The following is a 25,064-nucleotide window of genomic DNA, read 5'->3' on the forward strand; positions in this document are numbered from 1 at the left end:
GATAATTATCGTGACGAGAGCCTGCATGACCCAGATCTACGACACCCTGATCATCGGCGCCGGTATTGCCGGCGCCTCTGTTGGCTACCGCTTGGCTGGCCAGCGCAAAGTCCTGCTGCTCGAGCGCGAGGCGCAGCCTGGCTATCATTCCACCGGGCGCTCGGCGGCGATGTTCATGGAGGCCTACGGTACCCCGCAAATCCAGGCCCTGACCCGCGCCAGTCGGGCGTTCTATGAGGCGCCGCCGGAGGGCTTCTGCGAGCATCCGCTGCTCGAACCTCGCGGCTGCCTGTATGTTGCCAGCGTGGAACAGCGCGATCTGCTCGAGGCGACCTACGCACAGAATCTGGCCAATGGCACCCAGGTCAGCTTGCTTGATCGCGACGGCGCCCTGGCCCTGGTGCCGAGCCTGCGTGGGGAGATTCTCGCAGGCGCGGTACTTGAGTCCGGCGCGATGGACCTCGATGTACATGCCTTGCACCAGGGCTTTCTGCGTGGTTTGCGCCAAGCGGGCGGTGAGCTGCGCTGCAACGCTGAGGTGGTCCAGGCGCACTTTCTGGATGATCTGTGGCAGGTCGAGCTGGCCGATGGCAGTTGTATCAAGGCGCGGCAATTGGTCAACGCCGCTGGTGCTTGGGCCGATCAGGTTGCTAAGCAATGTGGCGTGGCCAAGGTCGGCTTGCAGCCTTGCCGGCGTACTGCCTTCACCTTCCCCGGGCCTGCGGCGCAAGACTTCGCCCGTTGGCCCGCGGTGATCGGCGTCGACGAAAGCTTCTACTTCAAGCCCGATGCCGGCCAGCTGCTCGGCTCGCCGGCCAACGCCGACCCGGTCCAGCCGCAGGACGCTGCGCCAGAAGAGCTGGACCTGGCGCTGGGCATCTACAACATCGAAGCCATCACCACGCTTGAGATTCGTCGCCCCAGCCACAGCTGGGCGGGGCTGCGTTCATTCGTGGCCGATGGCGATCTGGTGCTTGGCTTTGATCCAGGCATGCCGAGGTTTTTCTGGCTGGCGGCACAAGGTGGCTACGGCATCCAGTCGGCGGCGGGCGCCTCACGCCTGGCGGCCGACCTGCTGCTGGGCCAGCCGATCTGCACCAGCTTGACCACCCAGGGGGTAGTGCCTGAGCTGCTGTCCCCTGCACGTTTTCAGCAACCGTAACCAGGAGTTTGTCATGAGCAATGAAATACAGCGTTTTCCTAGCAGTTTGCCGTTTCCCTTCTCCCGTGCAGTCAAGGCTGGGGGCTTTGTGTTCCTCTCGGGCCAAGTGCCGATGACCCCCGCCGGCGAGGTAGTGCGCGGCGATATCCAGGCCCAGACCCGCGCGGTGTGCGAGCGTATTGGCGAGAGCCTGGCCGCGACGGGTGCGCGCCTGGACCAAGTGGTGAAGGTGACCGTGTGGCTGTCGGACATGAGCCACTTCGCCGGCTTCAACGAGGTGTACAAGGCGTTCTTCGGCGCGGCCTTGCCGGTGCGTTCTACCGTGGCTTCGGCGTTGGCGCTGGGGGTGGATGTGGAGATTGAAGTGCAGGCGTTTGTCGGGCAGAGCTGAGTGGGGCTGGGCCTGCCAACCCGTGCAAAAACCAACAAGAACAACAACTAACAGCCAGAGGTTCACATGCAAGAGCAGCTGAAGATCGCCGGTGCCTTCATCGGTGTGATCGTGGGCGCGGGGTTCGCGTCCGGACGGGAACTGTTGTTGTTCTTCGTCGACTTCGGAGTCTGGGGCTTGGTCGGCGCGGCGGTCAGTGCTGCCTTGTTCACCTTCCTGGGCATGGCCCTGGCGGGGCTGGGCAACCGTCAACAGGCCACCTCGCACAAGGACGTGATCCAGGCCATCTGTGGCCGTCACCTGGGGCTGTTCGTCGATTGGCTGATCACCTTCTTCATGTTCGCCGTGACCGTGGTGATGCTCGCCGGTGGCGGGGCGTTGCTCGAACAGCAGTTCGGCGTACCGGCCCTGGCCGGCAGCGTAGTGGTGACGCTGGTGGTGGTGGCGATCGTGTGCCTGGATGTGCAGAAGGTGATTCTGGCCATCGGCGCCATCACCCCGCTGCTGATTCTGGTCGCCTCGGCGATTGCCTTGTACGCCGTGTTCACCCGCGAGCAGAGTTTTGCCGAGCTGGATGTGCTGGCCAGCCAGCAGCAGGCAGGCACTCGGCACTGGTTGCTGGGGGCGTTCTTGTATGTGTCCTACAACATCGTTGCCGGTGCGCCGATCCTGGCTATTCTCGGTGGCTCGGCCAAGGGCGAGAAGACGGCAATCTGGGGTGGGCTGATTGGCGGGGCGGCGCTGGGTTTGCTGATGCTGGTGATGAGCGCCGGGCTGTTGTCACGCTTGGACAGCGTGGCTGAGCTGCCGATGCCGATGTTGTCGATTGCCAACGAGGTGTCGACGCTGCTGGGCGTGGTGATGTGCCTGATTATCTTCGGCATGATCGTCAACACGGCGGTGGGGACGATGTTTTCGTTCTTGTCGCGGCTGTTGCCGGCGGGGACTGCGCAGTTTCGCTGGGGCTCGCTGGTGACGGGCGTGGCGGCGTTCGGCTGCAGCCTGGTGGGGTTCATCAGCCTGGTGGGCGAGGTGTATCCGTTCTTCGGCTACCTGGGCTTCGTGCTGATGGCGGCGGTGTTGCTGGCGTGGGTGCGGCGTGGGCGGGTGAGTAAGGCGCTGGCGGTCTAGATGCATCGCGAGGCAAGCCCGCTGCTACACGATCGGTATCGACCGGTAGCAACGGGCTTGTCCTTGGCTGGTTAGATTCGGAAACTACCCACCAACTGCTTCAAACGCCCGGCCTGCTGGCTGAGGGCATCGCAGTGCACCAGGGTCTCGTTGAGGTTCTGCACCCCTTGCTGGTTCAGCGCGTTGATCTGGGTGATGTCCAGGTTGAGGCTTTCGACCACCGCCGTCTGCTCCTCGGTCGCGGTCGCCACCGATTGGTTCATGCCGTCGATCTCACCGATGCGCTGGGTGACGCTGGCCAGGCGCTCACCGGCTTGGTTGGCGACTTGCACGGTCTGTTCGCTGGACACCTGGCTGGCGTTCATGGTGTGCACCGCTTCACGCGAGCCCACTTGCAGGCTGGTGATCATGCGGTGGATCTCTTCGGCCGACTCCTGGGTGCGGTGCGCCAGGTTACGCACTTCGTCGGCCACCACGGCAAAGCCACGCCCGGCTTCACCGGCCCGCGCGGCCTCGATGGCAGCGTTGAGGGCCAGCAGGTTGGTCTGCTGCGAGATGCCCTTGATCACGTCGAGGATCTTGCCGATGTCGTCGGTGCTGGCATTGAGGGTTTCGATCTGCTCGCACGACTCGCTGATCTTCAGCGACAGCGCGGTCATGGCGTTGATGGCATCGTCGACCACCTGGCGGCCGTCATGCGCCTGCTCGCTGGCGCCGCTGGCGTGCTGCGAGGCATCGGCGGCGTTGCGGGCGATTTCCTGGGTGGCGGCGCCGAGCTGGTTGATTGCCGCCGCCACGCTGTTGGTGCGCATGCTTTGCTCTTCGGAGCCAGTGATCGAGGCGTTGGAGGCGCTCACCACTTTTTCCGACAGGTCATGTACCAGGCGGGTGGCCGAAGACACTTCGCTGATCGAGGCGTGGATACGCTCGACGAAGCGGTTGAAGGAGCTGGCCAGCTCGCCGAACTCGTCTTTGTTCTGCACATCCAGGCGGCGGGTTAGGTCGCCTTCACCTTCAGCGATATCGCGCATGGCCCGGCCCATGGTGGTCAGCGGGCGCATCAGCACTGGAATTAACAACCCCAACAGGCCTGCGATGGCCGCCACGGCGATGAGCATGGCGATGATCGCCGAGGTGCGGAATTGGCTCAGCGCTGCGAAGGCCTTGTCTTTGTCGATCGACAGGCCGATGTACCACTGCGCCGAAGGCAGGCCGGTCACGGGTGCGAACGAGATCAGTCGCTCTTCACCGTTGAGGGTCACATCCTGCATGCCCGACTCGACCCGCAGGTTGCTGGCGGGGTAGATGTCCTTGAGGTTCTTCATCAGCTGGCTTTTGTCGGGGCTGACGATCACTTGGCCATCGCGATCGGCGAGGAACGCGTGGCCGATGCCGCCGAAGTCCACCGAGTTGATGATCTCCACCAGGGTATCGAGGGTCAGGTCACCGCCGACCACGCCGATCAGCTGGCCGTCGGCCTTGGCTTTGACCGGGGTGGCGATGGTCACCATCAGGCCGCCCACTGCGCCTTGGTAAGGGGCGGTCAGCACTGTTTGTCCGGCGCTGGCAGCGGCGCCGTACCAGGGGCGCTGGCGTGGGTCGTAACCTGCCGGCATCTGCGTGTCGGGGCGCTGGGTGAACACGCCGTTGGCCTGGCCAAGGTAGGTAAACAGGAAGTTGCGCGTGTAGGAAGGCTGATCGACCAGCCCCGCCAAGTTGTCGCCAGCGCCTTGCTGGCCGATATCCTGGGCGAGGTTTTCCAGGACCAGGATGCGTCCGCTCATCCAGTTCTGCACGCTGCTCGCTGTGAGCGCGCCGGACTGCTGGACCGACGATTCGATATTCTGGCGAATCGTGCTGCGTTGCAGGTAGTCGTTGTAGAGGGTGAACAGTGCGAATGCCAGGACGACGACACCGCAGGCGCTGAGGAGAATCTTGTGGCGGAACTTCAGGTTCATGTTTCGAGACCTTGAGCCATTTCTTGGGGGAGGGCGCCGTGCGCTCGTGGCGCGATGGCGGGACCTTTCAAAGGTTTTATCGGCTCAGGGTGAAAAATGTTGAAACAGTTACCGGCTGTTCTTCATGCGATGTCGACGGACGGCTATGCCAACAACTCAACCAATGTCCGCGCGCCTTGGCGCAACGGCTGCTGCTTGCCCCAGAACGCATGCACAGGCAACTCCAGGGCATTGTGCGTGTTATGAAAATCCAGCCGCACCAACCGCCCGGCAGCTATCAATGGCGCTACCCGTGACAAGGGAAAATCGCCCCAGCCAAGCCCGGCTTCGACCATCTGCAAGGCCAGGTCCAGGCTGTTGCTGCGCCAATGACTGGCGCCGATCAGCGAGCGCGGGTCGGCCAGAGGGAGCTCACTGCTACAGACCAGGATCTGCCGCACGTTGACCAGATCCTCCAGGTAGCGGATGCGTCCGCTAAGTAGCGTCGGATGGTGAGGTGAAAGTGTTGCGACCAACGACTCGCTGGCGATGTGCTGAAAACTGCGGCGTGGATCGACCTGCAGCCCGGCAAAGGCCAGGCACAGGCTGACCCGACCGCTGTCGAGCAGTTGCAAGGCCTCCTCTTGCGGGGCGCTGAGCAGCTCGATGTCGAGCAAGGGGTAGCGCTCGGCCAGGCTGGCAATGGCGCGTAACAGGGGGCGGTGATCGATGTCTGGCACCACGGCAATGGCCAGGCTGCTTTCCAATCCCTGGGACAACTCCAAGGCATGCACTTGCAGCAACCCCAGCTGCTCGGCGATCAGCCGGGCATGCGGCTCCAGAGCCTTGGCCTGGGCAGTGGGCCGGGCCTCGCGCGAACCGCGCTCGAACAGCGCATAGCCAAGCTCCGCTTCGAGGTTGCCGATGGCCATGCTCACCGCCGAAGGCACCCGCTTGAGCGCCCGCGCCGCTGCCGAGAACGAGCCGTGGTCGAGTACCGCGAGAAACACCTGGATGGTATCGCTGGAAAAATTCATAGGGTCAGCTCCTTTCAATTAATTTGAAAGCTGCTGACTTTCTCTGTCAAGTTGATTGAAGCATCCTGCACCGCTTTCGTAACCGCATCACCCGAGGTAACCCGGTGCAAGGACTTAAACGCAAACTGGTCTACGTGACCTTCTATGAACTGATCGGCCTGTGCATGTCGACCCTTGGGCTTGCCTACCTGTCGGATACCCAGGCGTCGCACACCGGGCCCTTGGCGGTGATGATCACCACCATCGCCATGCTCTGGAACCTGATCTACAACAGCCTGTTCGAGTGGTGGGAGAGCCGCCAGGTCAAGCGCGGGCGCAGCGTGGCGCGGCGGATTGGCCATGCCATAGGCTTTCAGCTGACGCTGGTGGTGTATTTGATTCCGCTGATTGCCTGGTGGCTGGACATGACCCTGATGGACGCATTGTGGGTGGACCTGGCGTTCATCGTGCTGGTGCCGTGCTACACCTTTGCCTACAACTGGGCGTTCGATCGGATCTTTGGCTTGCCGACTTCGGCTATGGCCACGGCTTGAGGTTAGCTGCCCCGGCCTCATCGCGGATCAGCGACAACCCTGTAGAAGCGGGCTCGCCCCGCGATGAGGCCGGTGCAGGCGCCTGTGATTGTGCATCCTTGCTCAACAGGCTGTCCTCCACCTGCCCCGACAAGTAATACACCCCAGCCATCGCGCCACTCTGACGATTCTCCATCAACTCTTTCCATTCCTCGTTCAGCGCCACATTCAGAATCACCCGCAACTGCTCGACCATCTGTGGATGTTCACGGTCGTGGGTCATCATGCCGATGCCGGTCGCCGCCACCGAAATCAATGCACCGGCCGCCTTGCCCACCGCAGCGGCAACCGCACTGGCGATACCACGCGGGGCCAGGGTAGCGCCGAGTTTTTCACTGGCGCGGGTGGCCACCGATGACAGCCCCACCTGGGTCTTGCTGGCCAGCTTCGCCGCCTGCTGATTGAGGTGCTGGCGTAAAGCAAGCCAGGCCGGTTGCTCATCCAGCGGCTTGGCCCTGAGCAACTGGTACAGCGTGGCGTTACGCGCGTCCGGCGGGCCCAGGGCGATTGCCGGGACACGGTTGAGGCGTTGGCTGATCTGATCGGGCGGGGCGTTATAGCGCTGGATGATCGCTGGCAACTGTTGGCCGAACAGCTGCAAGTACAATTCGCTGGCGCGATCACGGATAGCCTCGGGATTGATCTGTTCGGCCACCGGTTCAATCACCCGGTCGTGATACTGCTCTTGCAGATATAACGCCAAGCGTTTCTCCGGTGGATCAGCGCCATTGCCGCTGTTCATCTTGTACCAGGCCACTTTCATGGTCAGCCATTGCTGGGTCCAATAGCCGGTGAACCACGGAATGAAGTCGCTTTCGGTGCGCTGCTGAACCTGCTCCTTCCACACCCGCATCGAGCGCCGGGCATAGTCATTGGCTGAACCTGTGGCGCCGACCGAAGCCTCGATCAGCTCCTGGTCGATCTGTTGCCACATCGCTGCGCTCAGCACGGCAGGCGGCGGCGGGGCAGGCGGGCGCTTGCTGGCGCAACCGGTGAGGGCCAGCAATAGGCAGAGCACGACCAATGCAACACGCGGGTTCACGCAAATAGCCCCCTGGATAGAGGCTGGGTGGTTACCTGATTATAGGTAAGGGCAGGCAGTGGGGCCGGAAGGCGGCCCCTTTTGCGGCAAACGGCATGCCTGCCCGCGCTTATCGCCAGTTCAGCACATTGCGTGCGGGCCGAGGTCCAACTTGGCTTCCAGGCGGTCCAGGTGCTCATGCATCAGCGCCAGGGCCGCCTGGCCGTCGCCGCTCTCCACCGCATCGATAATCGCCGCGTGTTCCTGCCAGGCGCAGTGTTCGCAGCAAGGCGATTCGTAGCGGGCGATGATCAGCGAGGTCATCGGCACCAGACCGTTGAGAAAGCGCGCCAGCGGCGCGTTGGCGGCCATCTGCGCGAGCTTGAGGTGAAACTCGCCGCCCAGGCGGATCGCCGTGCAGCGTTCACCGCTTTCATGGTGCTGGCGTTCGCGTTCGACCAACTGGCGCAGTTGGCGGATCTGCGTAGGCCGCGCACGCTGGGTGGCCAGGGTGATCAACGTGGTCTCGGCCAGGCGCCGGGCGCTGAGCACCTGGCGCGCTTGCTCTGGATCGGGTGCTGCCAAGTGCGCCGTGTGGCTGGGGCGCTGGACCACCACTTGCTGGTCCGACAAGCGCCCGAGCACCCGCCGGATCACCGTGCGGCTTACTCCAAAGGCGTTGCCCAGGGCCTGTTCGGGTAGGGCGCTGCCGGGTGGCAGGCGCTGTTCGAGGATGGCGTCGAACAGGCGCGGGTAGATCTGCTCGGCCGACAGGCGAGTCTCGCCAGCGCTGAGCAGGGCGGGCAAGTGCGAGGCGGCGTGGGCGCAGGCGGTCATGGTCGCTCTCCTAGATTCAGGGCCCGGGATGTTCGTCCGGGATATTCAGTTCGATGCCCATGCGCTGGCCTTCCTGAAGAATGTGCAGACGCATCTGAGCGCTGGCCTGGGCGCTGTTCTTGTCACGGATGGCGCGCACCACCGCTTCGTTCTCGCTTAGCCGCGCGGCCAGGTGTTCTGGCGAGTTGCGCAGCATGTCGGCGCTCTGCTTGAGGGCATTGCCGGTCTGCTGCACCACGCTCTGGAAGATCGGGTTGGTGGTCAGGGCGAACAGCGCCTGGTGAAAGGCGATGTAGGCGCCAACGCCGGCTTCACTGTCACCGGCATCCAGCGCTTCGCGCATGTCCATCAGGGTCAGGCGCAATTGGCCGATGTCCTGGCTGTTGGCCGACTGCGCGACCAGGCCGACGATGAACGGCTCAAGCGTGTAGCGCAGCTCCAGTACATCGGCCAGGCTGGCTGTGCCCACGCCATCGCTGAGGTGCTCGGGCTGGGCGGCTTCGGCATCGAGTACCAGCACGCCCTTGCCGGGCAGCGAACGCACCAGGCCGAGAGTTTCCAGCACGGTTACCGCTTCACGCAGGCTGGGCCGGCTGATGCCCAGTTGTTCGGCCAACTCGCGCTGGCCCGGCAGCATCTCGCCAGTGCGCCACTGGCCACGAGCCAGCGCCTGGCGCAGTTTTTCCACCACTGAGGTGACCACGGTCGATGAGCTGATCATGGTTTGCTCCCTGTCGAAGGTTGCATCAAAGCTCCTTGAACAGGCCGGCGCGGTGGCCGGCCTGGGTCAATCAGAATTCCTGTTGATGGGCGTTGGGCTGCTTGCGCGGCAGCGGCGCGAAGCCCGGCTTGCCGCTAAGCACATTGTTGGCCCGCTCAAGGTCGATGTCTTTCTCCCAGCGCGCGATGGCCACGGTGGCGACGCAGTTGCCGATCAGGTTGGTCAGCGCCCGGCCGATACCCATGAACCAGTCCACCGCCAGCACCAGCACCAGGCCAACCACCGGGATCGCCGGCACGGCGGTCAGGGTCGCGGCGAGAATCACCAGCGCCGAGCCTGGGATGCCATGCGCGCCCTTGGACGTTACCAGCGACACCAACAGGATGGTCAGCAGGTCAGTCATGGCCAGCGGCGTGCCGGTGGCATTGGCGATGAACACGATAGCCAAGGTCAGGTAGATGGAGAAACCGTCGAGGTTGAACGAGTACCCGGTAGGGATGACCAGGCCGACCGTCGAGCTGCCGATACCCAGATGCTCAAGCTTGCGCATGATCTGCGGCAGCACGGCGTCGGACGAGGCGGTGCCCATGACGATGGTCAGTTCTTCACGCAGGTACTTGATCAGTGGCAACAGCTTCAGGCCGGAAAGGCGCATCACCGTGCCCAGCACGATCAGCACGAAGCCTGCGCAGGTCAGGTAGAACAGCGCCACCAAACCGCCCAGGTGCTGCAGCGACTCCAGGCCATATTTGCTGGTGGTGAAGGCGATGGCGCCGAACACGCCCAGCGGCGCCAGGCGCACGATCATGCCCATGATGCGGAAGATCACGTGGCTGAGTTCGTTGATCAGCCGCGAGATACCCGAGGCCGACTCGCCCACCAGGTTCAACGCGCTGCCGAACAGCACCGAGAACAGCAGCACTTGCAGAATGTTGTTGTCAGCGAAGGCGCCCACCACCGAGGTGGGGATCAAGTCCATCAGGAAGGTGGCGGTGCCATGGATGTGCTGGCCGCGCTCGGCCAGGCCATTGGCGTCGGCCGTAGACAGCTGATCGAGGTGGATGTTGGCACCGCTGCCAATGCCGGAGGTGAAGGCGAACACCAGGCCAATGACCAGGGCGAGGGTGGTCAGCACTTCGAAGTAGATCACCGACTTCAGGCCAATCCGACCGACCTTCTTCAGGTCGCCAGCACCGGAGATGCCGCTGACCACCACGCAGAACACGATCAGGCCGATGAGCATCTTGATCAGCTTGATAAAGCCGTCGCCGAGGGGTTTTAGCTGCAGGGAGACTTCGGGAAAACTGAGGCCGCAGGCAATGCCCAGGGCAAGCCCTAGCACCACTTGGAGGAAGATCGAACGCGAGCACCATTTAAGCATGGGAGGGGTCTCTGATCGGTGTCCTTGCTTCGATGGCGCAGGGTCAAAGAGCGCAGGACTTAATTATTGTGGTCTTACCGGTTTGTTCAGTGCGTCCCCATAAAAACGCGAAAAATCACACAAAGCAAGCAATTTTGGCCTTACCGGTCTGACCAGTTGTGGTGCGATTATGCTTCGACCGCTCTGCTCTGGTGCACGCATGGTTTTCAGGCCTTGGCCAGCGCCTGGTTGACGGCGGTAATCAGCTTGGCGAGGTCCTTGGGCGCTGCGTTGTGCACGACACCGAACAGGTAGGCGCGCTGATCCTCTTCGTCGTCTGGATCGGCGAAGAAGGCCTTGAGCTTGATCCCTAGCACCCTGGCAAACACCTGCAACGCGTCAATGCTGGGGGTGTAGGTGCCGGTTTCAAAACGACTGATGGTCTTGGGGTCGAAGCCGCTTTGCTCGCCAAGCTGAGCCTGTGTCAGTCCGGCGAGCTTGCGGTAGCGACGCAGGGCAGATCCTAGACCTGACATCGTCATCTCTTAATTCCCATTTAGAATCAAGAACTTAACGATATAAATCGTCATAGCGCAACGCCATGATTCATCACATTTATTGGCAAAATGTGATGGATTTCGTAGAATTAGCTTCTTTGACTGATCAGTCATTCAAGTTAATGTCCAAGGTGATTCGACCGCCTGTGAGGTCGCGCAAGCCGTTGTTGGACATTGGAGCTGGTCAAGGATGAACGGTTCCGGTAAGCCGCTGCCATCAAGGCAGGGCGCCGTTTCGTCTGCGAATGGAGTCTCATCGTGCGCCTCAACCTGCCGGTTTCGCCGGTCGAACAACGCTTCCCGCCAGAACAACGGCTGATCTCGGCCACCGATACGGCCAGCCTGATTACCTACTGCAATGCCGAATTTGCCGCCATCAGTGGCTACAGCCAAGCTGAGCTGATCGGCCAGCCGCACAATCTGGTGCGCCATCCCGATATGCCCGAAGCGGTGTTCGAGGATATGTGGCGCTACCTCAAGGCTGGCAAAAGCTGGATGGGCATCGTCAAGAACCGCTGCAAGAACGGCGACTTCTATTGGGTCAATGCCTATGTGACGCCGATTCTTGAAGACGGGCGGCTGGTGGGCTATGAGTCGGTGCGGGTGTGCCCAACCCGCGAGCAAGTGCAGCGCGCTCAGGCCTTGTATGCCCGCTTGCGCGCAGGCAAGCCCGCCTTGTCATTCGGCCGGCGCCTGGCAGGTCTTGGCCAGGCTATGGCTTTGCCGGTGGTGGCTGGGGCGTTGGCGGTTGCGGCTAACCAGCTGTGGCCGGGTCTGCGGGGGCAGGGGCTGACGCTAGCGCTGTTCGTCTCTTATGGGGTGTGGGCCAATGGCGGTGTTGGCCGGCAACTGCGGCGGATCGTCAACGGCGCCGAAGGCACCTTCGCTGACCCGATAGTGGCACTGACCTACAGCGATTTGCCCGGCGCCGCGGGGCAGCTCGAGCTGATTCTGATCGGCGAAGAGGCGCGGCTGAAAACCGCGCTGACGCGTTTGAGCGATCTGGCCGGCCAAATGGCCGTGGCCGCCAGTGATGCTGGTCGGCTGTCGCGCAGCACCGAACAAGCGCTGCTCGAACAGCGCGCCGAAACCGACCTGAGTGCCACGGCCATGACCCAGATGGCCGCCTCCATCGCTGAAGTGGCCAATCATGTGCAACTGACCGCAGGCGAGGCGCACACCGCGCATCAGTTGGCGGAGCAGGGCAGTCAGGTCGCCGATGCCAGTGGCACGGCGATCCGTGACTTGGCCGGCACGGTCGATCAGATCAATCAGGCCGTCACCGAGCTCGCCGGGCAGACCGATAACATCGCCGAAGCGGCGGGGATGATCCGCGCCATTGCCGAACAGACCAACCTGCTGGCGCTCAACGCTGCCATCGAGGCGGCGCGGGCGGGTGAACAGGGGCGAGGCTTTGCCGTGGTCGCCGATGAGGTGCGGGCGCTGGCCGATAAAACCCGCCAGTCCACCTTGCATATCCAGACCATCATCGACGGCTTGCGCGGCGGTGCCGAGCAGGCTGTGGCCATTGCCAGTCTCGGTATCGCCGGTGCCGAGCAGGGCGTGGCGCGTGTTCTCGAGGCGCAACATGCCCTCGACGGCATTCGCCAGGCGGTGCAGCGCATCAGCGACATGGGCCAGCAAATGGCGACGGCTTCGCAACAGCAATCGGCGGTGGCCGAGGATGTCTCACGGCAGATCAACGGCGTGGCGGGCATCGCCCAGCAGAGCGCGCTCGGTGCCAACGCCGCAGCGTCGCGCGGCGCCGAACTGGAACAGGTGTGTGCCGGGCTGCGTGCCCTGGTTGAGCGCTTCAACCGCTAAGGCATGATGTACATGGATGATATCTATCGCGCGGCTGTGGACGCGGCCGCGATCTTTTCCGAAACCGACCTGAGCGGACGGATTACCTACGTCAACGAGCAGTTCTGCAGCATCTCCGGCTATGGCCGCGAGGAGCTGCTGGGCGCCAACCACCGCATCCTCAACTCGGGCTTGCACGAGCCGGAGTTCTTCCTCGAAATGTGGCGAGCGCTGGTCGCTGGCCGGGTGTGGAAAGGCGAAATCTGCAACCGCGCCAAGGACGGCTCATTGTATTGGGTCGACAGCACCATGGTGCCGCTGATCGATCCGCAGTCGGGCAAGGTGCACAAATATGTGTCGATCCGCTTCGACGTCACCGAGAAGCGTCAGCTGCTGCACACCTTGCAGTGGCGGGTTGGCCACGATGTGCTGACCGGCCTGCCCAACCGCGCTTATCTCTCCGACCTGCTCAACCAGGCCTTGGCCTTTTCCCGCCGCGAGGAAATTCCGCTGGCGGTGTGCATGCTCGACCTGGATGGCTTCAAAGCGGTCAACGATGGCTACGGGCATGCCGCCGGTGACCTGCTGCTGATGGAAGTCGCCCAGCGCTTGCAGGGCATTTTGCGCGCAGGTGACTCGGTGGCGCGGCTATCGGGCGATGAGTTCGTGCTGATCTTGCGCCACATCGATGGCAGTGCGCCGCTGCATGCGGCGTTGCAGCGCATCCTGCACACGTTGGCTGCGCCGTATCTGATTCGCGAGCGAAGCCTCTCGCTGAGCGCTAGCATCGGCGTCACCCTGTTCCCGCAGGACGATGAGGACGCCGATACCCTGGTGCGCCATGCCGACCAGGCCATGTATGTGGCCAAGCAGCGAGGGCGCAACCGGTATCACCTGTTCGATGTGTCCCAGGAGCAGGAGCTCAAGGCCACCCACCAGACCGTGGCGCGGGTGCGCCAGGCCCTGCACCAGGGCGAGCTGTGCCTGCACTATCAGCCGAAGGTCAACATGCGTACGGGCCAGGTGTTGGGGTTCGAGGCGTTGCTGCGCTGGATGCACCCGGCCAAGGGGCCGGTGCCACCCGGAGCATTCTTGCCTTTAGTGGAGCAAACCGACCTGATCGTCGAGATCGGCGAATGGGTCATCGACCAGGCCTTGGCCCAACTGCAAGGCTGGCAACGCCAGGGCCATCGCTGGTCAGTCAGCGTCAACATCGCCGCCCGCCACCTGCAACGCAGCGACTTCGTCCAACGCCTGCAAGACGCACTTTCCCGCCACGCCGAGGTCGACCCCAAGCAGCTGGACCTGGAAATCGTCGAATCCGTCGCCATCGAGAACATCCACCATGTCAGCCGTTGCCTGGAGGCTTGCCAAGCCCTGGGTGTGCGCTTCTCGCTGGATGACTTCGGCACTGGCTATTCGTCGCTCAATTACCTCAAGCGTCTACCCACCCAGACCATCAAGATCGACAAATCATTTGTGCGCGACATCCTCCATGACCACGACGACCTGGCCTTGACCGGCGCAGTCATCGGCCTGGCCCGCGCGTTCGATCGTGAGGTGATCGCCGAGGGCGTGGAGAGTGTCGAGCATGGTCGGCTGCTGATGGAGCTGGGCTGTGAACTGGCCCAGGGCTACTGCATCGCCCGGCCCATGCCGGCGGGCGAAGTAGTGGAGTGGGTGGCCGACTACCTGCAGCCGGCGCAGTGGCTCACACCTGTGGCGCCGTGCTCTTGACCGAGGCCAGTTCCGGGTGCGCCACCAGTTTGTCGATGTGCAACTCGTCGTTGTTCATCCAGGTCTCGGTCAGCACCCGGTAGTGCTCCATGTCGCGGCAGCGCATGCGCAAGCTGTAGTCGAAATGGCCGCTGATCAGCTGGCATTCATACACCTGCGGGCAGGCACGCACGGTGGCCTCGAAGGCTTTCTGCGCGGCGCGCCCGCTCTGGTTGGACAAGGCCACCAGCACCAGCAATGACAAGCCCGGCGAGACCGTTTGCAGGTCGATGATTGCGCCATAGCCGCGGATCACACCGCGTCGCTCCAGCTTGCGCACCCGCTCCAGGCAAGGCCTGGGGGTCAGGTGCACGAGGGTCGAAAGCTTCTCATAGGTGATGCGCCCGTTGTGCCGCAGCACATCGATGATGGCTTCATCGATGCGGTCCAGTGCGGCAGGGGCGTGAGCGGTGTTGGCCTTGGTATCCATATACGGCGTGACTTCACTTAAGACGGTTGGAAAGGAACTGCCGCAGGCGATCGCTCTGGGGGCGATCGAGGATCTCGGCGCTGCCGTGCTCCTCGACCAGGCCCTGGTGCAGGAACAGCACCTGGCTCGACACCTGGCGGGCGAATCCCATCTCGTGGGTAACCATCAGCATGGTACGTCCTTCCTCGGCGAGCGTCTGTATCACCTTGAGCACTTCCCCGACCAGCTCGGGGTCGAGGGCTGAGGTCGGCTCGTCGAACAAAATGATCTCCGGCTCCATCGCCAGCGCGCGGGCGATGGCCACCCGCTGCTGTTGGCCGCCAGAGAGAAACGCTGGGTACTGCTCGGCTGCGCGCGCGGGCAGGCCGACCTTGTCCAGGTAGGTGCGCGCGCGGGCCTCGGCTTCGTTGGCACTGATGCTCAGCACCTTGCGTGGTGCCAGGCAAATGTTCTCCAGCACGGTCAGGTGGCTCCACAGGTTGAAGTGCTGGAATACCATCGCCAGGCGCGTGCGCAGGTTCTGCAATTGAGCCGGCGGCGGGGTGCGGGTGCCGGGGCGGATCTCAAGGGTCTGGCCGTCCAGGGTGATACTGCCGGCGTCGGGTTGCTCAAGGAAATTGATGCAGCGCAGGAAGGTGCTCTTGCCCGAGCCGCTGGCGCCGATCAGGCTGATCACATCGCCCTTGCGCGCTTGTAGCGAAACACCCTTGAGCACCTGGTGCTCGCCGTAATGCTTGTGCAGGCCGTCGACGCTGAGTTTGCGGGTGCCGCTGAGGCTGTGGGCGCCAGGGGCGAGTTCGGTGATGGGCAGGGACAGGGCAGACAGGGGCATCGGTTCAGCCTCGGGTAGGGTTCAGAAAACGCATCCAACGACGCTCGGCCAGTCGGAACAAGCCGACCAGGGCGAAGGACAACAGCATGTACAAGATCGCCGCGACGCCGAAGGCCTGGAAAGTCAGGAAGGTCGCGGCATTGGCGTCGCGGGCCACCTTGAGGAGGTCGGCGACAGTGGCGGTGAAAGCCAGCGAAGTGGCGTGCAGCATCAGGATCAGTTCGTTGCTGTAGGCCGGTAGCGAACGGCGCAAGGCTGCAGGCAGCACCAGGAACAGGTTCAGCCTCCAGCCGCTCAGGCCATAGGCTTGGGCCGCTTCCATCTCGCCGTGGGGGATGTTGCGGATAGCCCCGGCGAAGATCTCCACGGTGTAGGCGCAGGTGTTGAGCACCAAGGCCAGCAGGGTGCAGTTCAAGGCGTTGCGAAAGAACTGGTCGAGCAGGGCGTAATCGCGCACCACCTCCAGGCTGTACAAGCCGGTGTAGCAAATCAGCAGCTGGATATACAGGGGGGTGCCGCGAAACACGAAGGTGTACAACTGCACCGGCAGGCGCAGCCAGGCGCGGCGTGAGACCCGGGCCAGGGCCAGCGGCAACGAGAGCAGCAAGCCCAGGAGCATGCTGACCACGAACAACCAGAGGGTCATGGCCAGGCCGGACACCGCTGCAGGTAGTTGAGCAGGCGATTGGAGAGGGTGGTGATCAACAGATAGACCAAGCCTGCGATGCACAGGAAGAACAGCATGTCGTTGGTGGTCTTGCCGGCGTTCTGCGCGGCTTTGACCAGGTCGGCCAGGCCGATGATCGAGACCAGCGCGGTGGACTTGAGCAACACCAGCCAGTTATTGCCCAGGCCCGGCAGGGCGAAGCGCATCAGTTGCGGAAACAGCACCAGCGCAAATCGCTGTGCCCGGCTCAGGCCATAGGCGGTGGCCGCTTCCAGTTGGCCTGCGGGCACGCTGAGGATGGCGCCGCGAAAGTTCTCGGTGAAGTAGGCGCCGTAGATGAAGCCCAAGGTCAGCACGCCGGCGCTGAACGGGTCGATTTCAACGTAGTCCCAGCCCAGCGTTTCGGTCAGGTCGTTGAGCCAGATCTGCAGGCTGTAGAACAGCAGCAGGATCAGCACCAGGTCCGGTACGCTGCGGATCAAGGTGGTGTAGAGGGTGGCGGGGATGCGCAGCAGGGCTGAGCGCGAGAGCTTGGCGCAGGCGCCGATCAGGCCCAGCAGCAGGCTCAGGGCCAGCGCCAGCAGGGCCAGTTTGACCGTCATCCAGGTGCCTTCGGCCAGCAACGGGCCGAAGCCTTGCAGGCCGCTCGTGAGCAAGTCGTTCATGGGGTAGGGATCTCGTGGAGGCCACTTCGCCGGCAAGCCCGCTGCCACACAATGGTGTGGACAGCGAGGTGAGCTACCGGTCAGGTCATTCGTTGTAGATATCCAGTTCGCCGACGTACTTCTTCTGGATCGCGGCATAGGTGCCATCGGCATGGATCGCGGCAATGCCCCTGTCGAGCAGGGCCTTGAGCTCGGGATCGGTCTTGCGCAGGCCCATGGCGATGTCCAGCGGCAAGGTCGGATCCTTGATCGCCGGGCCTGACTTGAAGCCTGCCCCTTCGGGCTTGGAGAGGAAATTGAGCTGGGCTTCGAGCTTGTCGGTGACGGTGGCGTCGAGGCGGCCGTTGATCAGGTCGGCGTAGTTCTGGTCTTGGGACTGGTAAGCCTTGACCTGGGCACCCAACGGCGCCAGCTTGGCGCGGGCATAGGCTTCTTGCAGCGAGCCTTGCAGCACGCCGACCTGTTTGCCCTCGAGCGATTCTGCGGTTTCGCCGAAGTCAGCCCCGTTGCGCACGATGACTGAGGTGGGGCTGAGGAACAGGCGCTCGGTGAAAGCGATCTGCTTGAGCCGCGCTGGGGTGACGGCCATCGACGACATGATGGCGTCGAACTTGCGTGCGCGCAGAGCCGGGATCATGCCGTCGAACTCGTTGTGCACCCAGGTGCATTTGACTTGTAGCTTTGCGCAGATGGCATTGCCCAGCTCGATGTCGAAGCCTTGCAGGCTGCCGTCTGCGGCGACCGATTCAAACGGGGGGTATTCGGGGAACACGCCGAAGCGGATTTCAGTCCACTCCTTGGCTTGGGTGGCGCTGGCGCACAAGGAAAGCAGAAGGACGCCGAGGCGTTTTCGCATGCGGATCATATGAAGGTCCCTGGGTGTTGTTATTTGAAGTAGGGGCAGTTCAGAACGGTCGGTTGCTGGTGTTAAGGGTGACTCATCGGTCAGGGCTCAGGATGCGCGAGCTAGAGGGTTTTTTTGTGTCGTTTGGTGTGTGCTGGGCTGACCGATTCGGTTGTTAGGTTCGTGTTGGCAGCAGAATCGGCTGTGGCGACACAGGTTTATAGAAGTGCGACAGCGGTTTTAGCGTGGGTTTTGGCGTTTTGGGGCCTGCAATGCAGACCCCAAAAACCGTTCAGGCAATGCGTTTGACGCTGGCCACCTTCGGCTGCAACAGCGCATACAGATCCTTCGGATTCTCCAGCGTCGGCACCAGCGCGATGTCACTGCCAATCTCCAACGCCTTGGCCTCATCCAGCACATAACGCAGCGCCGAGTAATCCTCGATGGCAAACCCGACCGAGTCGAACAGGGTTACCTGCACGTCACTCTCGCGCCCGGCGACCAGCCCCTGGACCACCTGCCAGAATTCAGTGGTCGGCGAGTCCGCCGGCAGCTGCTGAATCTCACCCTCGATGCGGCTCTGCGGCTCGTACTCGACGATCACCCGCGCTCGCTCGACGATCTCCCGGTGTAACTCGGTCTTGCCGGGGCAGTCGCCGCCCACGGCATTCAGATGCATGCCCGGTTCGATCATCTGCGGGGTGAGAATGGTCGCGTAAGCCTTGTCGGCAGTCACCGTGGTGACGATGTCGGCGCCGCGTACCGCCTCGGCCACGGAGCCTGCAAGGGTCAATTTCAAGCCAGGGTAGCCGGCCAGGTTGGCCAGCAGCTTGGCCGATGCGTCGGGGTCGATGTCATACAGACGGATCTCCTCGATCCCCAGCATCGTATGGAAGGCAATGGCTTGGAATTCGCTCTGCGAGCCATTGCCGATCAGCGCCATGCTGCGGCTGCCAGAGCGGGCCAGGTAGCGGGCTGCCAGGGCTGATGTGGCGGCAGTACGGATGGCAGTGGTCAGGGTCATTTCGCTGAGCAGCACCGGTGCGCCGGTGTCAACGTCGCCCAGGGCGCCAAAGGCCATGACCGTGAGCAGGCCATTGTGGGTGTTCTTCGGATGGCCGTTGACGTATTTGAAGGCATACAGGTTGGCGTCCGATACCGGCATCAACTCGATCACCCCGTCAGGCGAGTGGTTGGCCAGGCGTGGGCATTTCTCGAAGTCGTGCCAGCGCAGATAGTCCTGGCGGATGTACTCGGCCATTTCGCCAAGGCAGCTGGGCAGGCCCTTGCGATTGACCAGGCGGGCGAGGTCTTGCACGTCGATGTAGCGGGTCATGATGGTCTCCTTCAAGGGTCAATGGCGCACGGGCAGGTGCACTTCGGCGAGCATGCAGCGGGCGCTGCCGCCGCCGATGCGTTCGATATGGTCGATGTTCACCACCACCGGCCGGTTGTGCCGCTCGACCTGGCTGCGCTGGCGGCTGTCGAGCGAGCGCCAGGCACTGCGCGACATCACCAGCAGTGGTTGGCCTTGTTTGTCGTGGACTTCGAGCATGTTGCCGGCGAAGTTCTCCAGCTGCTCGAAACCCAGGGCAAGGATGTCTTTGCCGGTATCGCGCAGCGAGTGTTCCAAGGCCTTGCGTTCATGGGCGTGGGGCAGGGCATCGAGACAGGCGACGGCGAGCTGGCGGCCTACATTCATCATTACGTTGCTGTGGTAGATCGGCGCCTGCTGGCGATCAACGGCATGGAACAGGCACAGGCGATAGTCCAGCTGTTCGGCGAATTGGCGCAGCGCGGTCTCATGGGTGCGGTCGGAGTGGCAGGCGTAGCTGATCCGGTGTTCGCGGTCCAAAACCATGCTGCCAGTGCCCTCGAGGAACAGATTCTGCTGCTCCAGCGGGCTCAGATCGATGGTCTGGCCGATGCTGAAACGCTCGCGGATAACCTGCAAAACGCCCTTGTCGCGCTCCAGGCGGCGGTTGTGGCCCTCCATGGGGTAGAGCACCAGGCTGCCGTCGGCATGGCTGCTCCACCAGTTGTTGGGAAAGATCGAGTCTGGGGTGTGCGGCTCAGGGGTGTCTTGCACCACCAGTACCTCGACCCCGTGCTGGCGCAAGGTGTCGACGTAGCCATCGAACTCTTCCAGTGCTTTGCGGCTGGCGCTTTCTGGATCCAGCGGGGCCTGCTGGAAACGGTTGTTGCTGGCGGTATCGGGGTTGAAGGCGAACCGCGCCGGGCGAATCATGAGGACGGTATTTGTTGTTTGCATTAGGGCACGCATCCACAGGTGGGCTGTGTGTCCATTGTCCGCTCAAGGGTGATGAAATCCCGGCTGAAGCGCGGCTGGAGTTCAGCAGGTCCAGCTGAAAAGGTGGGGTGTGCAGCCGAATCGGCTGCACGTTGTCAAAGCCGCCCTGATCAGGCTTGGCTGACGTGGAACAATTCTTCAGCCAGCTGAGCATAAAGCGCTTGTTCTGCTTGGCGACGGGTGCTTAGCAGCAACCTGCCTGCCAGCTCATACAAGGCACTCTCGCCAGGGTAGCGATTGGAAACCAGATCGATGCGTTGCAACACGCCGTCGATCCGCCAGATCAGGCCAGGCACCGCCTGGGTTTGTCGCTCTAGTGCAGCGACAAAGCGTTCGGGCACAGCGGGACCACTGTAGGGGCCGGGGCTGGAAGTTGCCTCGCTGAGTTCATTGAAGTATTCCGAAGCCGCTTCCCAGTCTCGCGCCAACGCCTCGAACGAGGCCGGACGCAAGCGCCGGGTCCAGGCCTGCCAGAAGCGTTGCTCGCTGGCCCAGTGCGCCAGGTAACGAGCATCTGTCTCGCGCTCAACCGCTACTGCCAGGCGTTCTAGCGTCGCCTCGCTGAGGTTGGCCAAATAGCCAAAGGCGATCTGTCCGGGCTGCTCGGGCAAGCCCAGCCGGTCAGCGAGGTAGATCCGCGCAACCAGCGCCATTTCGATTTCATCCAGCGGGCTTTGCGGGTTGCTCAACAGCGCGTCGCTCAGATCGTCATCAGGGTGCAAGGCGGGAGCCGCCTGGCGCGCTACATCGTCTTGTGCGGCTGCCAATGCACTACGCCGAGCGACGCGGGCGTCGTACACGGCGGCGACTTGCGCATCCAGGCGGCTCTGGCGTGCCATGGCGGTGGCCACGGATACCGCCACGGCCTCGTCGCCAGCACCGGCTTGGGCGGTAGAGACGGCGCGCCAAATCGATACCTCTGTCTCGACCTGCTGGAACAGCAGGCTGGCCTGATCAACGCACGCTTGGGCGGCGGCATCGATCTGGTTGACCAACTGTTGCTGCAATTGCGCCAATCCCCAACCGCCGTCTTCGCCGGCAACCGGTTGCAGGCTTAGCACACGCAGGATATGCACGATCCGTTCGCGCATCCGAGGTGGGCTGGCGACATATTCCGGCGTATCTATCATGCGCTCGAACAGCTGGTACAGCGGGGCCCACATAGGGTCCTCGGCGTTGGCTTGACGTTGCGCTTGCAGGTCGGCGGGAAGCTCGATATTCCACGCTTGGGCGGGCGCCTCGAGCGCGTCCATGTCGGGAATCGCTGCCAAGCCAGCATCACGCAGGGCGCGTTGGGCGGGTTCGGCGAATGGATTGCCGTCGAAATCGTAGAAGGTTGCCTGTTCTTGGTTGCGGATCGCTTCGGCAAATGCACTGTCATTTAGCGCTGGTGCATCGACCAGTCGGTTGTCGCTCAGGTCCAGTGAGCGTAACACCAGTGGCCGCTGGTTCATCAGATCCGCCAGGCCCTGGGGCCACTGGGTGAGTTCGCACTGACCCAGGTCCAACGACTCCAGGTGTTGCCAGCCGCTGACATCGGGGGCCAGCTGCAATGGGTTTTCCCCCAAGTGCAGCGAGCGCAGACGAGTGAGTTGAGCGAGTGCTGCGCGGCTTTCGGCGGTCAAGGTGATGGAGTTGGAGCCGAGGCTGAGTTCGGTCAGTGCAGGCCAGCCGTGCAAGGCTTGGAAATGCTCGGTTTGCAGGGTCAGCTTGTTAGCGTCGAGTTGCACCGCTTGCAGGTGTTGCAACTGCGCCAGTCGTTGCAGCGCTGCAACCGAAAGATTTTCAGCGGCATCGGTCAGGTTCAGGCGCTGTAGCTGCGCCAGGCGAGTCAGCACATTGAGGTTTTGTTCGCCATCGAGCGGGAGGCAATTTTCCGCGACATCCAATGCTTGCAACTCGCGCATCTGGGCGATGGACTCAGGCAACCAGCGCAGCATGTTGGAGGAAATGTCCAGTAGCTGAACCCGCGGGAAGGCTTGCACAAAGCCCTCCATGTTCATCGCTTCGCCACTGCGTGAGCCGTTGATCATGAGCATCCTCACGTGTTCGAACTGGGTTGGCAGATTAGGTAGCGGGCCCAGGTGCTCGGCCTGCAGGATCAGCCCCGCATCACCCGGCTGGCTTTGCCTGCGCCAGGCTTGGCGTATTCGCTGCGCAGCCTCGGCACGTGCGGCCCTTCTTTGCTCGAATTCGCCTTCAGCGATGCCGGCTGGATCGTTGGTCCAGGTATCGAGCGTGCGGTTAAGCCGCTGCAGGTCGCTGCGTAGACGTTCCAGCAATCTGCCGAACGCACCTGGGCTGTTGCCTGCTTCCTCGCGCAGGCGCTGGCGTAACCAATCACGATCCTGCGGCTCGCGGCTGGGAAACAGCGCCTCGAACACTTGCTCATCAGTCGTCCAGCCTTGGCCTCGGCCGCTGAGTGGATAACCGATACGGCGGTCTTGTGGCAGACGCGTTGGCAGACGGTACAAAGGGCGAATGGGCACCAGCCCTAGTTGATTGGCAGTACGCTGCCGATCTATCGAGGCCTTTTCGAACAGCGCGTCTCGCAGGCGCAGCGGCTGATGGATCTCAAGTTTCATTGCAACGCGCTCGGTATCGGGCAGTGCGTTGAGAATCGCCTGGTAGATAGTCATCTTGCTGGCCAGAGCCTGGCTGCGTTCATCAAAGGGTTGGTAGCCCTGCGCGCTGCGCACCAGGGTTTTGACCGGCCCATCCTGGGCACCGCAGGCCTGGAGCAGCGAGCCATATGGGCTGCCTTGGCGTAGCTCGAGGCGTACCTCGTTGGTCCAACCAGGCAGTTGCTCAAATGTGCTGAAGATCAACGCATCACGGTCCTGGGCTGGGCCGCTTTCTTGATAAAAGCGCTGCAAAGCGCGGTCGATGCGCGCTTCACGCAAATACACGCGGGCCGTTTCGGCGATCGGCAGGGGCAGTCGGCTGCTCTGTTGCATCCGCATGACGTCTTTGGCATCTGCCTTGGCCAGGATCTCAGCGCGGACCCTTGAGCTTAGCGATGGGAAGTCGCGCGCCAACGCGCTGGCGTCCGCCCAACTGCTCTCAGGCCCAGCTGCACCAGTGGCATCCAGTGCTTGCAGGCTGTCGAGCAGCAGGGCGGGCGCCGCTTGCTGATCGGCCATCACTCGACGTACCGCCGCTTCGCTGTAGCCACTGCAGCGCAGCGCACGCAGCAGGGTTTCATCGCTCACTGCCGGCCCGCACTTGGCGATGCGCCTGAGCGACTTGGCAGTACCCCAGGCCAAAGGTTGCTCGTGTTCGAGCTGCCAGGGTATCTGGCCGTTACCAAGCAAGCGCGGCTGATACTGATGGCCCTTGGCAGGCGCCAATTGCCAGCCACCTTCGGGGTTTTGCTCCACGGGCAATGCCTTGCCATCAAGGTTCAGCCAGTGCTTGCCTTGCCATAGGCGCAGGCCTTCGCCGTTGCTGGCGGTGCCGCTGGGCCATGGGGTTGGCTTGCTGAAAGGCTTGAGATCTCCGTGCCACAAGCGTGCACCGGATTTGCCGGCAATGCTTGTCCAGTGCTCCAGCGGCCCAGGCAGTTCGATTGCCGCATGTGCAGCCCCCAGCACAGCGAATTGCACCAGGCTATCGAACACCTCGAAGAGATGCTCGATGGCCGCATCCGTTTCGCCTTCCTCGAGTGCGTGGACCCCTTCGAGAAACTCGTTGACGATCTGCGCGCCTCCTACCACCAACATGACTTGAGCAAGACCAGGAACGAACAAACTGACCACGTTCAGCACAGTCAGGCCGACACCGAACCAGCCCATAATTCGCGTGCGTTGCGCCTGGGTGTCCAATCGCGCGGTCGGGACGGCGAGGGTGACGGCATCGTCAAGCATGCTCTGAACCTGATTGCTGGCGCGGGCAGTGAAGCAGTTGCCGGGCCACTGGGTGAATGTCAGGCTCAGGCGGGCATTCTTATCCAAGGTTTCCTGCCACAGCTCATGCGGGGCGGGAAACGCACGCTTGATCCAGCTGAACGTCTGGCCTTTTTCCAGTACGGGTGGTGTGGGATGAAGGGTTGCGTAGGGATAGCGCGGATAGAGCGTCTGGCGCAGCCGGGCGATGAAAGTGGGGCGTTGCGCGTGGCTGACGTAACGCGTGAAGAATTGGCGAAAGTCGGACTCCCATAGCCTTCGAGTCAGCGCGGCTCCAGCAGCCTGCAAGGAGGGATACTGGCGCACTGCGCCTGGCTGATCGCCAGGTAGATAAAGTAGGCATGGTTCGGTTTGCCCTTGGGGCTCGCGGCGCACCAGCAGCGGTCCGCTCAGAGGTACGCCCAAGAGGCTCAGGTAGCCACATTGCAGGCGCGCCGAGCCGTGTACAGAAGGGATCTCGACCGCTCCTGCCAGGGCGGCTTCGCCCAGCGCTTGCCCCCGGCTGTCGAGCCGACCCTGCATCTGTGCGCAGCTGAGCTCGGCGGCAAAAGCGGCGTGGTCCTGGGCGCGCAACAGGCTGCGAAAAATGTCGTTGTCGACATGATCGCGCAGGTGGTTCAGATAGCGCTGGCCCAGGTCAAGGTTGCGGATGCCCTTGACGAACCTGCTCGTATCCAGCGCCATCCGCTCGCCAACGGCTGAAGGATAAAGCCAAATTGGCGTGTCCGGCTTCAGGTTTTGCAAAGCGGCCTCCAACCAGGACATCGATCGGTGGTGGTCCGGGGTGCGATCGCTGAGTACTGCTTGGTCAACCTGGGGCAGCGTTTGGCCGGGATACCAGGACTTAAGAGCGTCGTGCAGCAGTGGCCGGCAGAAAGTCTCGACCGATTGGATAGAGGCCATGGCCTGCTCCAGCTTGCGGGTTGCCTTATGACTGAGCTGCAGACGGCTTTTCAGCGTGCTGCGCTGCGCAAGGGTGCTCTGTTGCAGCCAACTCGGCATTCGTTGATGGATCAAGGCAAGGTGATGAGGCAGTGCGTGAGACATGAGCTGCTCCTGGTGTGTGGAGCAGAGAGGCTAAGCAAACGCCAGTGCCGGGATTGTG

The 25,064-nt window shown here is 62.7% G+C and carries 21 protein-coding genes and 2 pseudogenes; 7 read left to right on the plus strand and 16 right to left on the minus strand.

Annotated features, from left to right (window positions below):
• The first annotated feature begins 25 nt into the window (after window positions 1–25).
• The 3 genes from ACI2JX_RS02610 (at window position 26) to ACI2JX_RS02620 (ending at window position 2,684) form a co-directional block, all read left to right on the plus strand.
• Complete coding sequence (locus ACI2JX_RS02610; RefSeq protein WP_404689307.1) at window positions 26–1,162, plus strand: NAD(P)/FAD-dependent oxidoreductase; 1,137 nt, start codon at window positions 26–28, stop codon at window positions 1,160–1,162.
• Window positions 1,163–1,175: 13 nt separating this feature from the next.
• A complete protein-coding gene (locus ACI2JX_RS02615) occupies window positions 1,176–1,553 on the plus strand; it encodes a RidA family protein (RefSeq protein WP_404689308.1) in 378 nt (125 codons plus the stop codon).
• Between the two features lie 66 nt (window positions 1,554–1,619).
• On the plus strand, window positions 1,620–2,684 hold the full coding sequence (locus ACI2JX_RS02620) for a hypothetical protein (protein ID WP_404689309.1): 1,065 nt from the start codon (window positions 1,620–1,622) through the stop codon (window positions 2,682–2,684).
• Between the two features lie 71 nt (window positions 2,685–2,755).
• On the opposite strand, the gene ACI2JX_RS02625 is transcribed toward ACI2JX_RS02620, so the two are convergent.
• The 3 genes and pseudogenes from ACI2JX_RS02625 to ACI2JX_RS02635 all read right to left on the minus strand — a co-directional run bounded on the left by ACI2JX_RS02625 (window position 2,756) and on the right by ACI2JX_RS02635 (window position 5,658).
• Complete coding sequence (locus ACI2JX_RS02625) at window positions 2,756–3,496, minus strand: methyl-accepting chemotaxis protein (RefSeq protein WP_372353318.1); 741 nt, start codon at window positions 3,494–3,496, stop codon at window positions 2,756–2,758.
• A gap of 114 nt (window positions 3,497–3,610) precedes the next feature.
• Window positions 3,611–4,642, minus strand: a pseudogene (gene mcpA, locus ACI2JX_RS02630) (methyl-accepting chemotaxis protein McpA); the annotation flags it as partial.
• Between the two features lie 143 nt (window positions 4,643–4,785).
• Window positions 4,786–5,658, minus strand: a complete 873-nt coding sequence (locus ACI2JX_RS02635; RefSeq protein WP_264235468.1) for a LysR family transcriptional regulator — start codon at window positions 5,656–5,658, stop codon at window positions 4,786–4,788.
• Between the two features lie 104 nt (window positions 5,659–5,762).
• Here ACI2JX_RS02635 and ACI2JX_RS02640 point away from each other — a divergent pair, with 104 nt between their 5' ends.
• On the plus strand, window positions 5,763–6,191 hold the full coding sequence (locus ACI2JX_RS02640) for a PACE efflux transporter (protein WP_404689310.1): 429 nt from the start codon (window positions 5,763–5,765) through the stop codon (window positions 6,189–6,191).
• On the opposite strand, the gene ACI2JX_RS02645 is transcribed toward ACI2JX_RS02640, so the two are convergent.
• The 5 genes from ACI2JX_RS02645 to ACI2JX_RS02665 form a co-directional block, all read right to left on the minus strand.
• Window positions 6,175–7,272, minus strand: a complete 1,098-nt coding sequence (locus ACI2JX_RS02645) for a hypothetical protein (protein WP_404689311.1) — start codon at window positions 7,270–7,272, stop codon at window positions 6,175–6,177. The two genes, ACI2JX_RS02640 and ACI2JX_RS02645, sit on opposite strands and share 17 nt — an antisense overlap.
• Window positions 7,273–7,392: 120 nt before the next feature.
• Window positions 7,393–8,088: a GntR family transcriptional regulator gene (locus tag ACI2JX_RS02650; protein WP_264235471.1), complete on the minus strand. Its 696-nt coding sequence runs from the start codon at window positions 8,086–8,088 to the stop codon at window positions 7,393–7,395.
• Between the two features lie 16 nt (window positions 8,089–8,104).
• Entirely contained in the window at window positions 8,105–8,809 is a 705-nt protein-coding gene (locus tag ACI2JX_RS02655) for a FadR/GntR family transcriptional regulator (RefSeq protein WP_404689312.1), read from the minus strand.
• 70 nt (window positions 8,810–8,879) lie between these two features.
• Window positions 8,880–10,190: a C4-dicarboxylate transporter DctA gene (locus tag ACI2JX_RS02660; RefSeq protein ID WP_186555030.1), complete on the minus strand. Its 1,311-nt coding sequence runs from the start codon at window positions 10,188–10,190 to the stop codon at window positions 8,880–8,882.
• 206 nt (window positions 10,191–10,396) lie between these two features.
• Complete coding sequence (locus tag ACI2JX_RS02665) at window positions 10,397–10,711, minus strand: helix-turn-helix domain-containing protein (RefSeq protein ID WP_264235473.1); 315 nt, start codon at window positions 10,709–10,711, stop codon at window positions 10,397–10,399.
• Window positions 10,712–10,984: 273 nt separating this feature from the next.
• Between ACI2JX_RS02665 and ACI2JX_RS02670 the strand changes: the two are divergent.
• The 3 genes and pseudogenes from ACI2JX_RS02670 to ACI2JX_RS02680 form a co-directional block, all read left to right on the plus strand.
• Window positions 10,985–11,266 (plus strand): annotated as a pseudogene (locus ACI2JX_RS02670) (PAS domain-containing protein); the annotation flags it as partial.
• Between the two features lie 174 nt (window positions 11,267–11,440).
• Complete coding sequence (locus tag ACI2JX_RS02675) at window positions 11,441–12,550, plus strand: methyl-accepting chemotaxis protein (RefSeq protein WP_404689520.1); 1,110 nt, start codon at window positions 11,441–11,443, stop codon at window positions 12,548–12,550.
• Between the two features lie 12 nt (window positions 12,551–12,562).
• Window positions 12,563–14,266, plus strand: a complete 1,704-nt coding sequence (locus tag ACI2JX_RS02680; RefSeq protein ID WP_404689313.1) for a putative bifunctional diguanylate cyclase/phosphodiesterase — start codon at window positions 12,563–12,565, stop codon at window positions 14,264–14,266.
• Here the strand turns inward: ACI2JX_RS02680 and ACI2JX_RS02685 are convergent.
• The 8 genes from ACI2JX_RS02685 to ACI2JX_RS02720 form a co-directional block, all read right to left on the minus strand.
• The gene (locus tag ACI2JX_RS02685; protein ID WP_186555026.1) at window positions 14,241–14,735 is read right to left on the minus strand and encodes an Lrp/AsnC family transcriptional regulator; all 495 of its coding nucleotides are present in this window, start codon (window positions 14,733–14,735) and stop codon (window positions 14,241–14,243) included. The genes ACI2JX_RS02680 and ACI2JX_RS02685 overlap by 26 nt on opposite strands.
• Window positions 14,736–14,748: 13 nt before the next feature.
• Window positions 14,749–15,567, minus strand: a complete 819-nt coding sequence (locus ACI2JX_RS02690; RefSeq protein ID WP_404689314.1) for an ABC transporter ATP-binding protein — start codon at window positions 15,565–15,567, stop codon at window positions 14,749–14,751.
• A 4-nt stretch (window positions 15,568–15,571) separates the two neighbouring features.
• A complete protein-coding gene (hisM, locus tag ACI2JX_RS02695) occupies window positions 15,572–16,228 on the minus strand; it encodes a histidine ABC transporter permease HisM (protein WP_404689315.1) in 657 nt (218 codons plus the stop codon).
• The gene (locus tag ACI2JX_RS02700; protein WP_404689316.1) at window positions 16,210–16,899 is read right to left on the minus strand and encodes an ABC transporter permease; all 690 of its coding nucleotides are present in this window, start codon (window positions 16,897–16,899) and stop codon (window positions 16,210–16,212) included. The genes hisM and ACI2JX_RS02700 overlap by 19 nt, the downstream gene beginning before the upstream one ends.
• Window positions 16,900–16,984: 85 nt before the next feature.
• Window positions 16,985–17,764 carry an ABC transporter substrate-binding protein gene (locus tag ACI2JX_RS02705; protein ID WP_404689317.1) on the minus strand — a complete coding sequence of 260 codons (780 nt, stop codon included), beginning with the start codon at window positions 17,762–17,764 and terminating at the stop codon, window positions 16,985–16,987.
• 271 nt (window positions 17,765–18,035) lie between these two features.
• The gene (locus tag ACI2JX_RS02710) at window positions 18,036–19,079 is read right to left on the minus strand and encodes an ornithine cyclodeaminase (RefSeq protein WP_404689318.1); all 1,044 of its coding nucleotides are present in this window, start codon (window positions 19,077–19,079) and stop codon (window positions 18,036–18,038) included.
• An 18-nt stretch (window positions 19,080–19,097) separates the two neighbouring features.
• Window positions 19,098–20,015, minus strand: coding sequence for a citrulline utilization hydrolase CtlX (ctlX, locus tag ACI2JX_RS02715; RefSeq protein ID WP_264235481.1), 918 nt, complete (start codon window positions 20,013–20,015; stop codon window positions 19,098–19,100).
• Window positions 20,016–20,164: 149 nt separating this feature from the next.
• Complete coding sequence (locus ACI2JX_RS02720) at window positions 20,165–25,006, minus strand: dermonecrotic toxin domain-containing protein (protein ID WP_404689319.1); 4,842 nt, start codon at window positions 25,004–25,006, stop codon at window positions 20,165–20,167.
• Window positions 25,007–25,064: the final 58 nt, after the last annotated feature.

It is taken from the genome of Pseudomonas sp. NPDC088890 (assembly GCF_044900155.1).
GTDB lineage: Bacteria > Pseudomonadota > Gammaproteobacteria > Pseudomonadales > Pseudomonadaceae > Aquipseudomonas > Aquipseudomonas urmiensis.

Bases quoted from the DNA above. Each gene is read 5' to 3' on its own strand.
- ACI2JX_RS02710 (WP_404689318.1), bottom strand. From the start codon at position 19,079: ATGACCCGCTACATCGACGTGCAAGACCTCGCCCGCCTGGTCAATCGC.
- ACI2JX_RS02620 (WP_404689309.1), top strand. From the start codon at position 1,620: ATGCAAGAGCAGCTGAAGATCGCCGGTGCCTTCATCGGTGTGATCGTG.
- ACI2JX_RS02675 (WP_404689520.1), top strand. From the start codon at position 11,441: ATGGCTTTGCCGGTGGTGGCTGGGGCGTTGGCGGTTGCGGCTAACCAG.
- ACI2JX_RS02720 (WP_404689319.1), bottom strand. From the start codon at position 25,006: ATGTCTCACGCACTGCCTCATCACCTTGCCTTGATCCATCAACGAATG.
- ACI2JX_RS02690 (WP_404689314.1), bottom strand. From the start codon at position 15,567: ATGCCCCTGTCTGCCCTGTCCCTGCCCATCACCGAACTCGCCCCTGGC.
- ACI2JX_RS02680 (WP_404689313.1), top strand. From the start codon at position 12,563: ATGGATGATATCTATCGCGCGGCTGTGGACGCGGCCGCGATCTTTTCC.
- ACI2JX_RS02665 (WP_264235473.1), bottom strand. From the start codon at position 10,711: ATGACGATGTCAGGTCTAGGATCTGCCCTGCGTCGCTACCGCAAGCTC.
- ACI2JX_RS02705 (WP_404689317.1), bottom strand. From the start codon at position 17,764: ATGATCCGCATGCGAAAACGCCTCGGCGTCCTTCTGCTTTCCTTGTGC.
- ACI2JX_RS02610 (WP_404689307.1), top strand. From the start codon at position 26: ATGACCCAGATCTACGACACCCTGATCATCGGCGCCGGTATTGCCGGC.
- ACI2JX_RS02650 (WP_264235471.1), bottom strand. From the start codon at position 8,088: ATGACCGCCTGCGCCCACGCCGCCTCGCACTTGCCCGCCCTGCTCAGC.
- ACI2JX_RS02625 (WP_372353318.1), bottom strand. From the start codon at position 3,496: ATGCGCACCAACAGCGTGGCGGCGGCAATCAACCAGCTCGGCGCCGCC.
- ACI2JX_RS02660 (WP_186555030.1), bottom strand. From the start codon at position 10,190: ATGCTTAAATGGTGCTCGCGTTCGATCTTCCTCCAAGTGGTGCTAGGG.
- ACI2JX_RS02655 (WP_404689312.1), bottom strand. From the start codon at position 8,809: ATGATCAGCTCATCGACCGTGGTCACCTCAGTGGTGGAAAAACTGCGC.
- ACI2JX_RS02700 (WP_404689316.1), bottom strand. From the start codon at position 16,899: ATGAACGACTTGCTCACGAGCGGCCTGCAAGGCTTCGGCCCGTTGCTG.
- ctlX (WP_264235481.1), bottom strand. From the start codon at position 20,015: ATGCAAACAACAAATACCGTCCTCATGATTCGCCCGGCGCGGTTCGCC.
- ACI2JX_RS02615 (WP_404689308.1), top strand. From the start codon at position 1,176: ATGAGCAATGAAATACAGCGTTTTCCTAGCAGTTTGCCGTTTCCCTTC.
- ACI2JX_RS02685 (WP_186555026.1), bottom strand. From the start codon at position 14,735: ATGGATACCAAGGCCAACACCGCTCACGCCCCTGCCGCACTGGACCGC.
- ACI2JX_RS02635 (WP_264235468.1), bottom strand. From the start codon at position 5,658: ATGAATTTTTCCAGCGATACCATCCAGGTGTTTCTCGCGGTACTCGAC.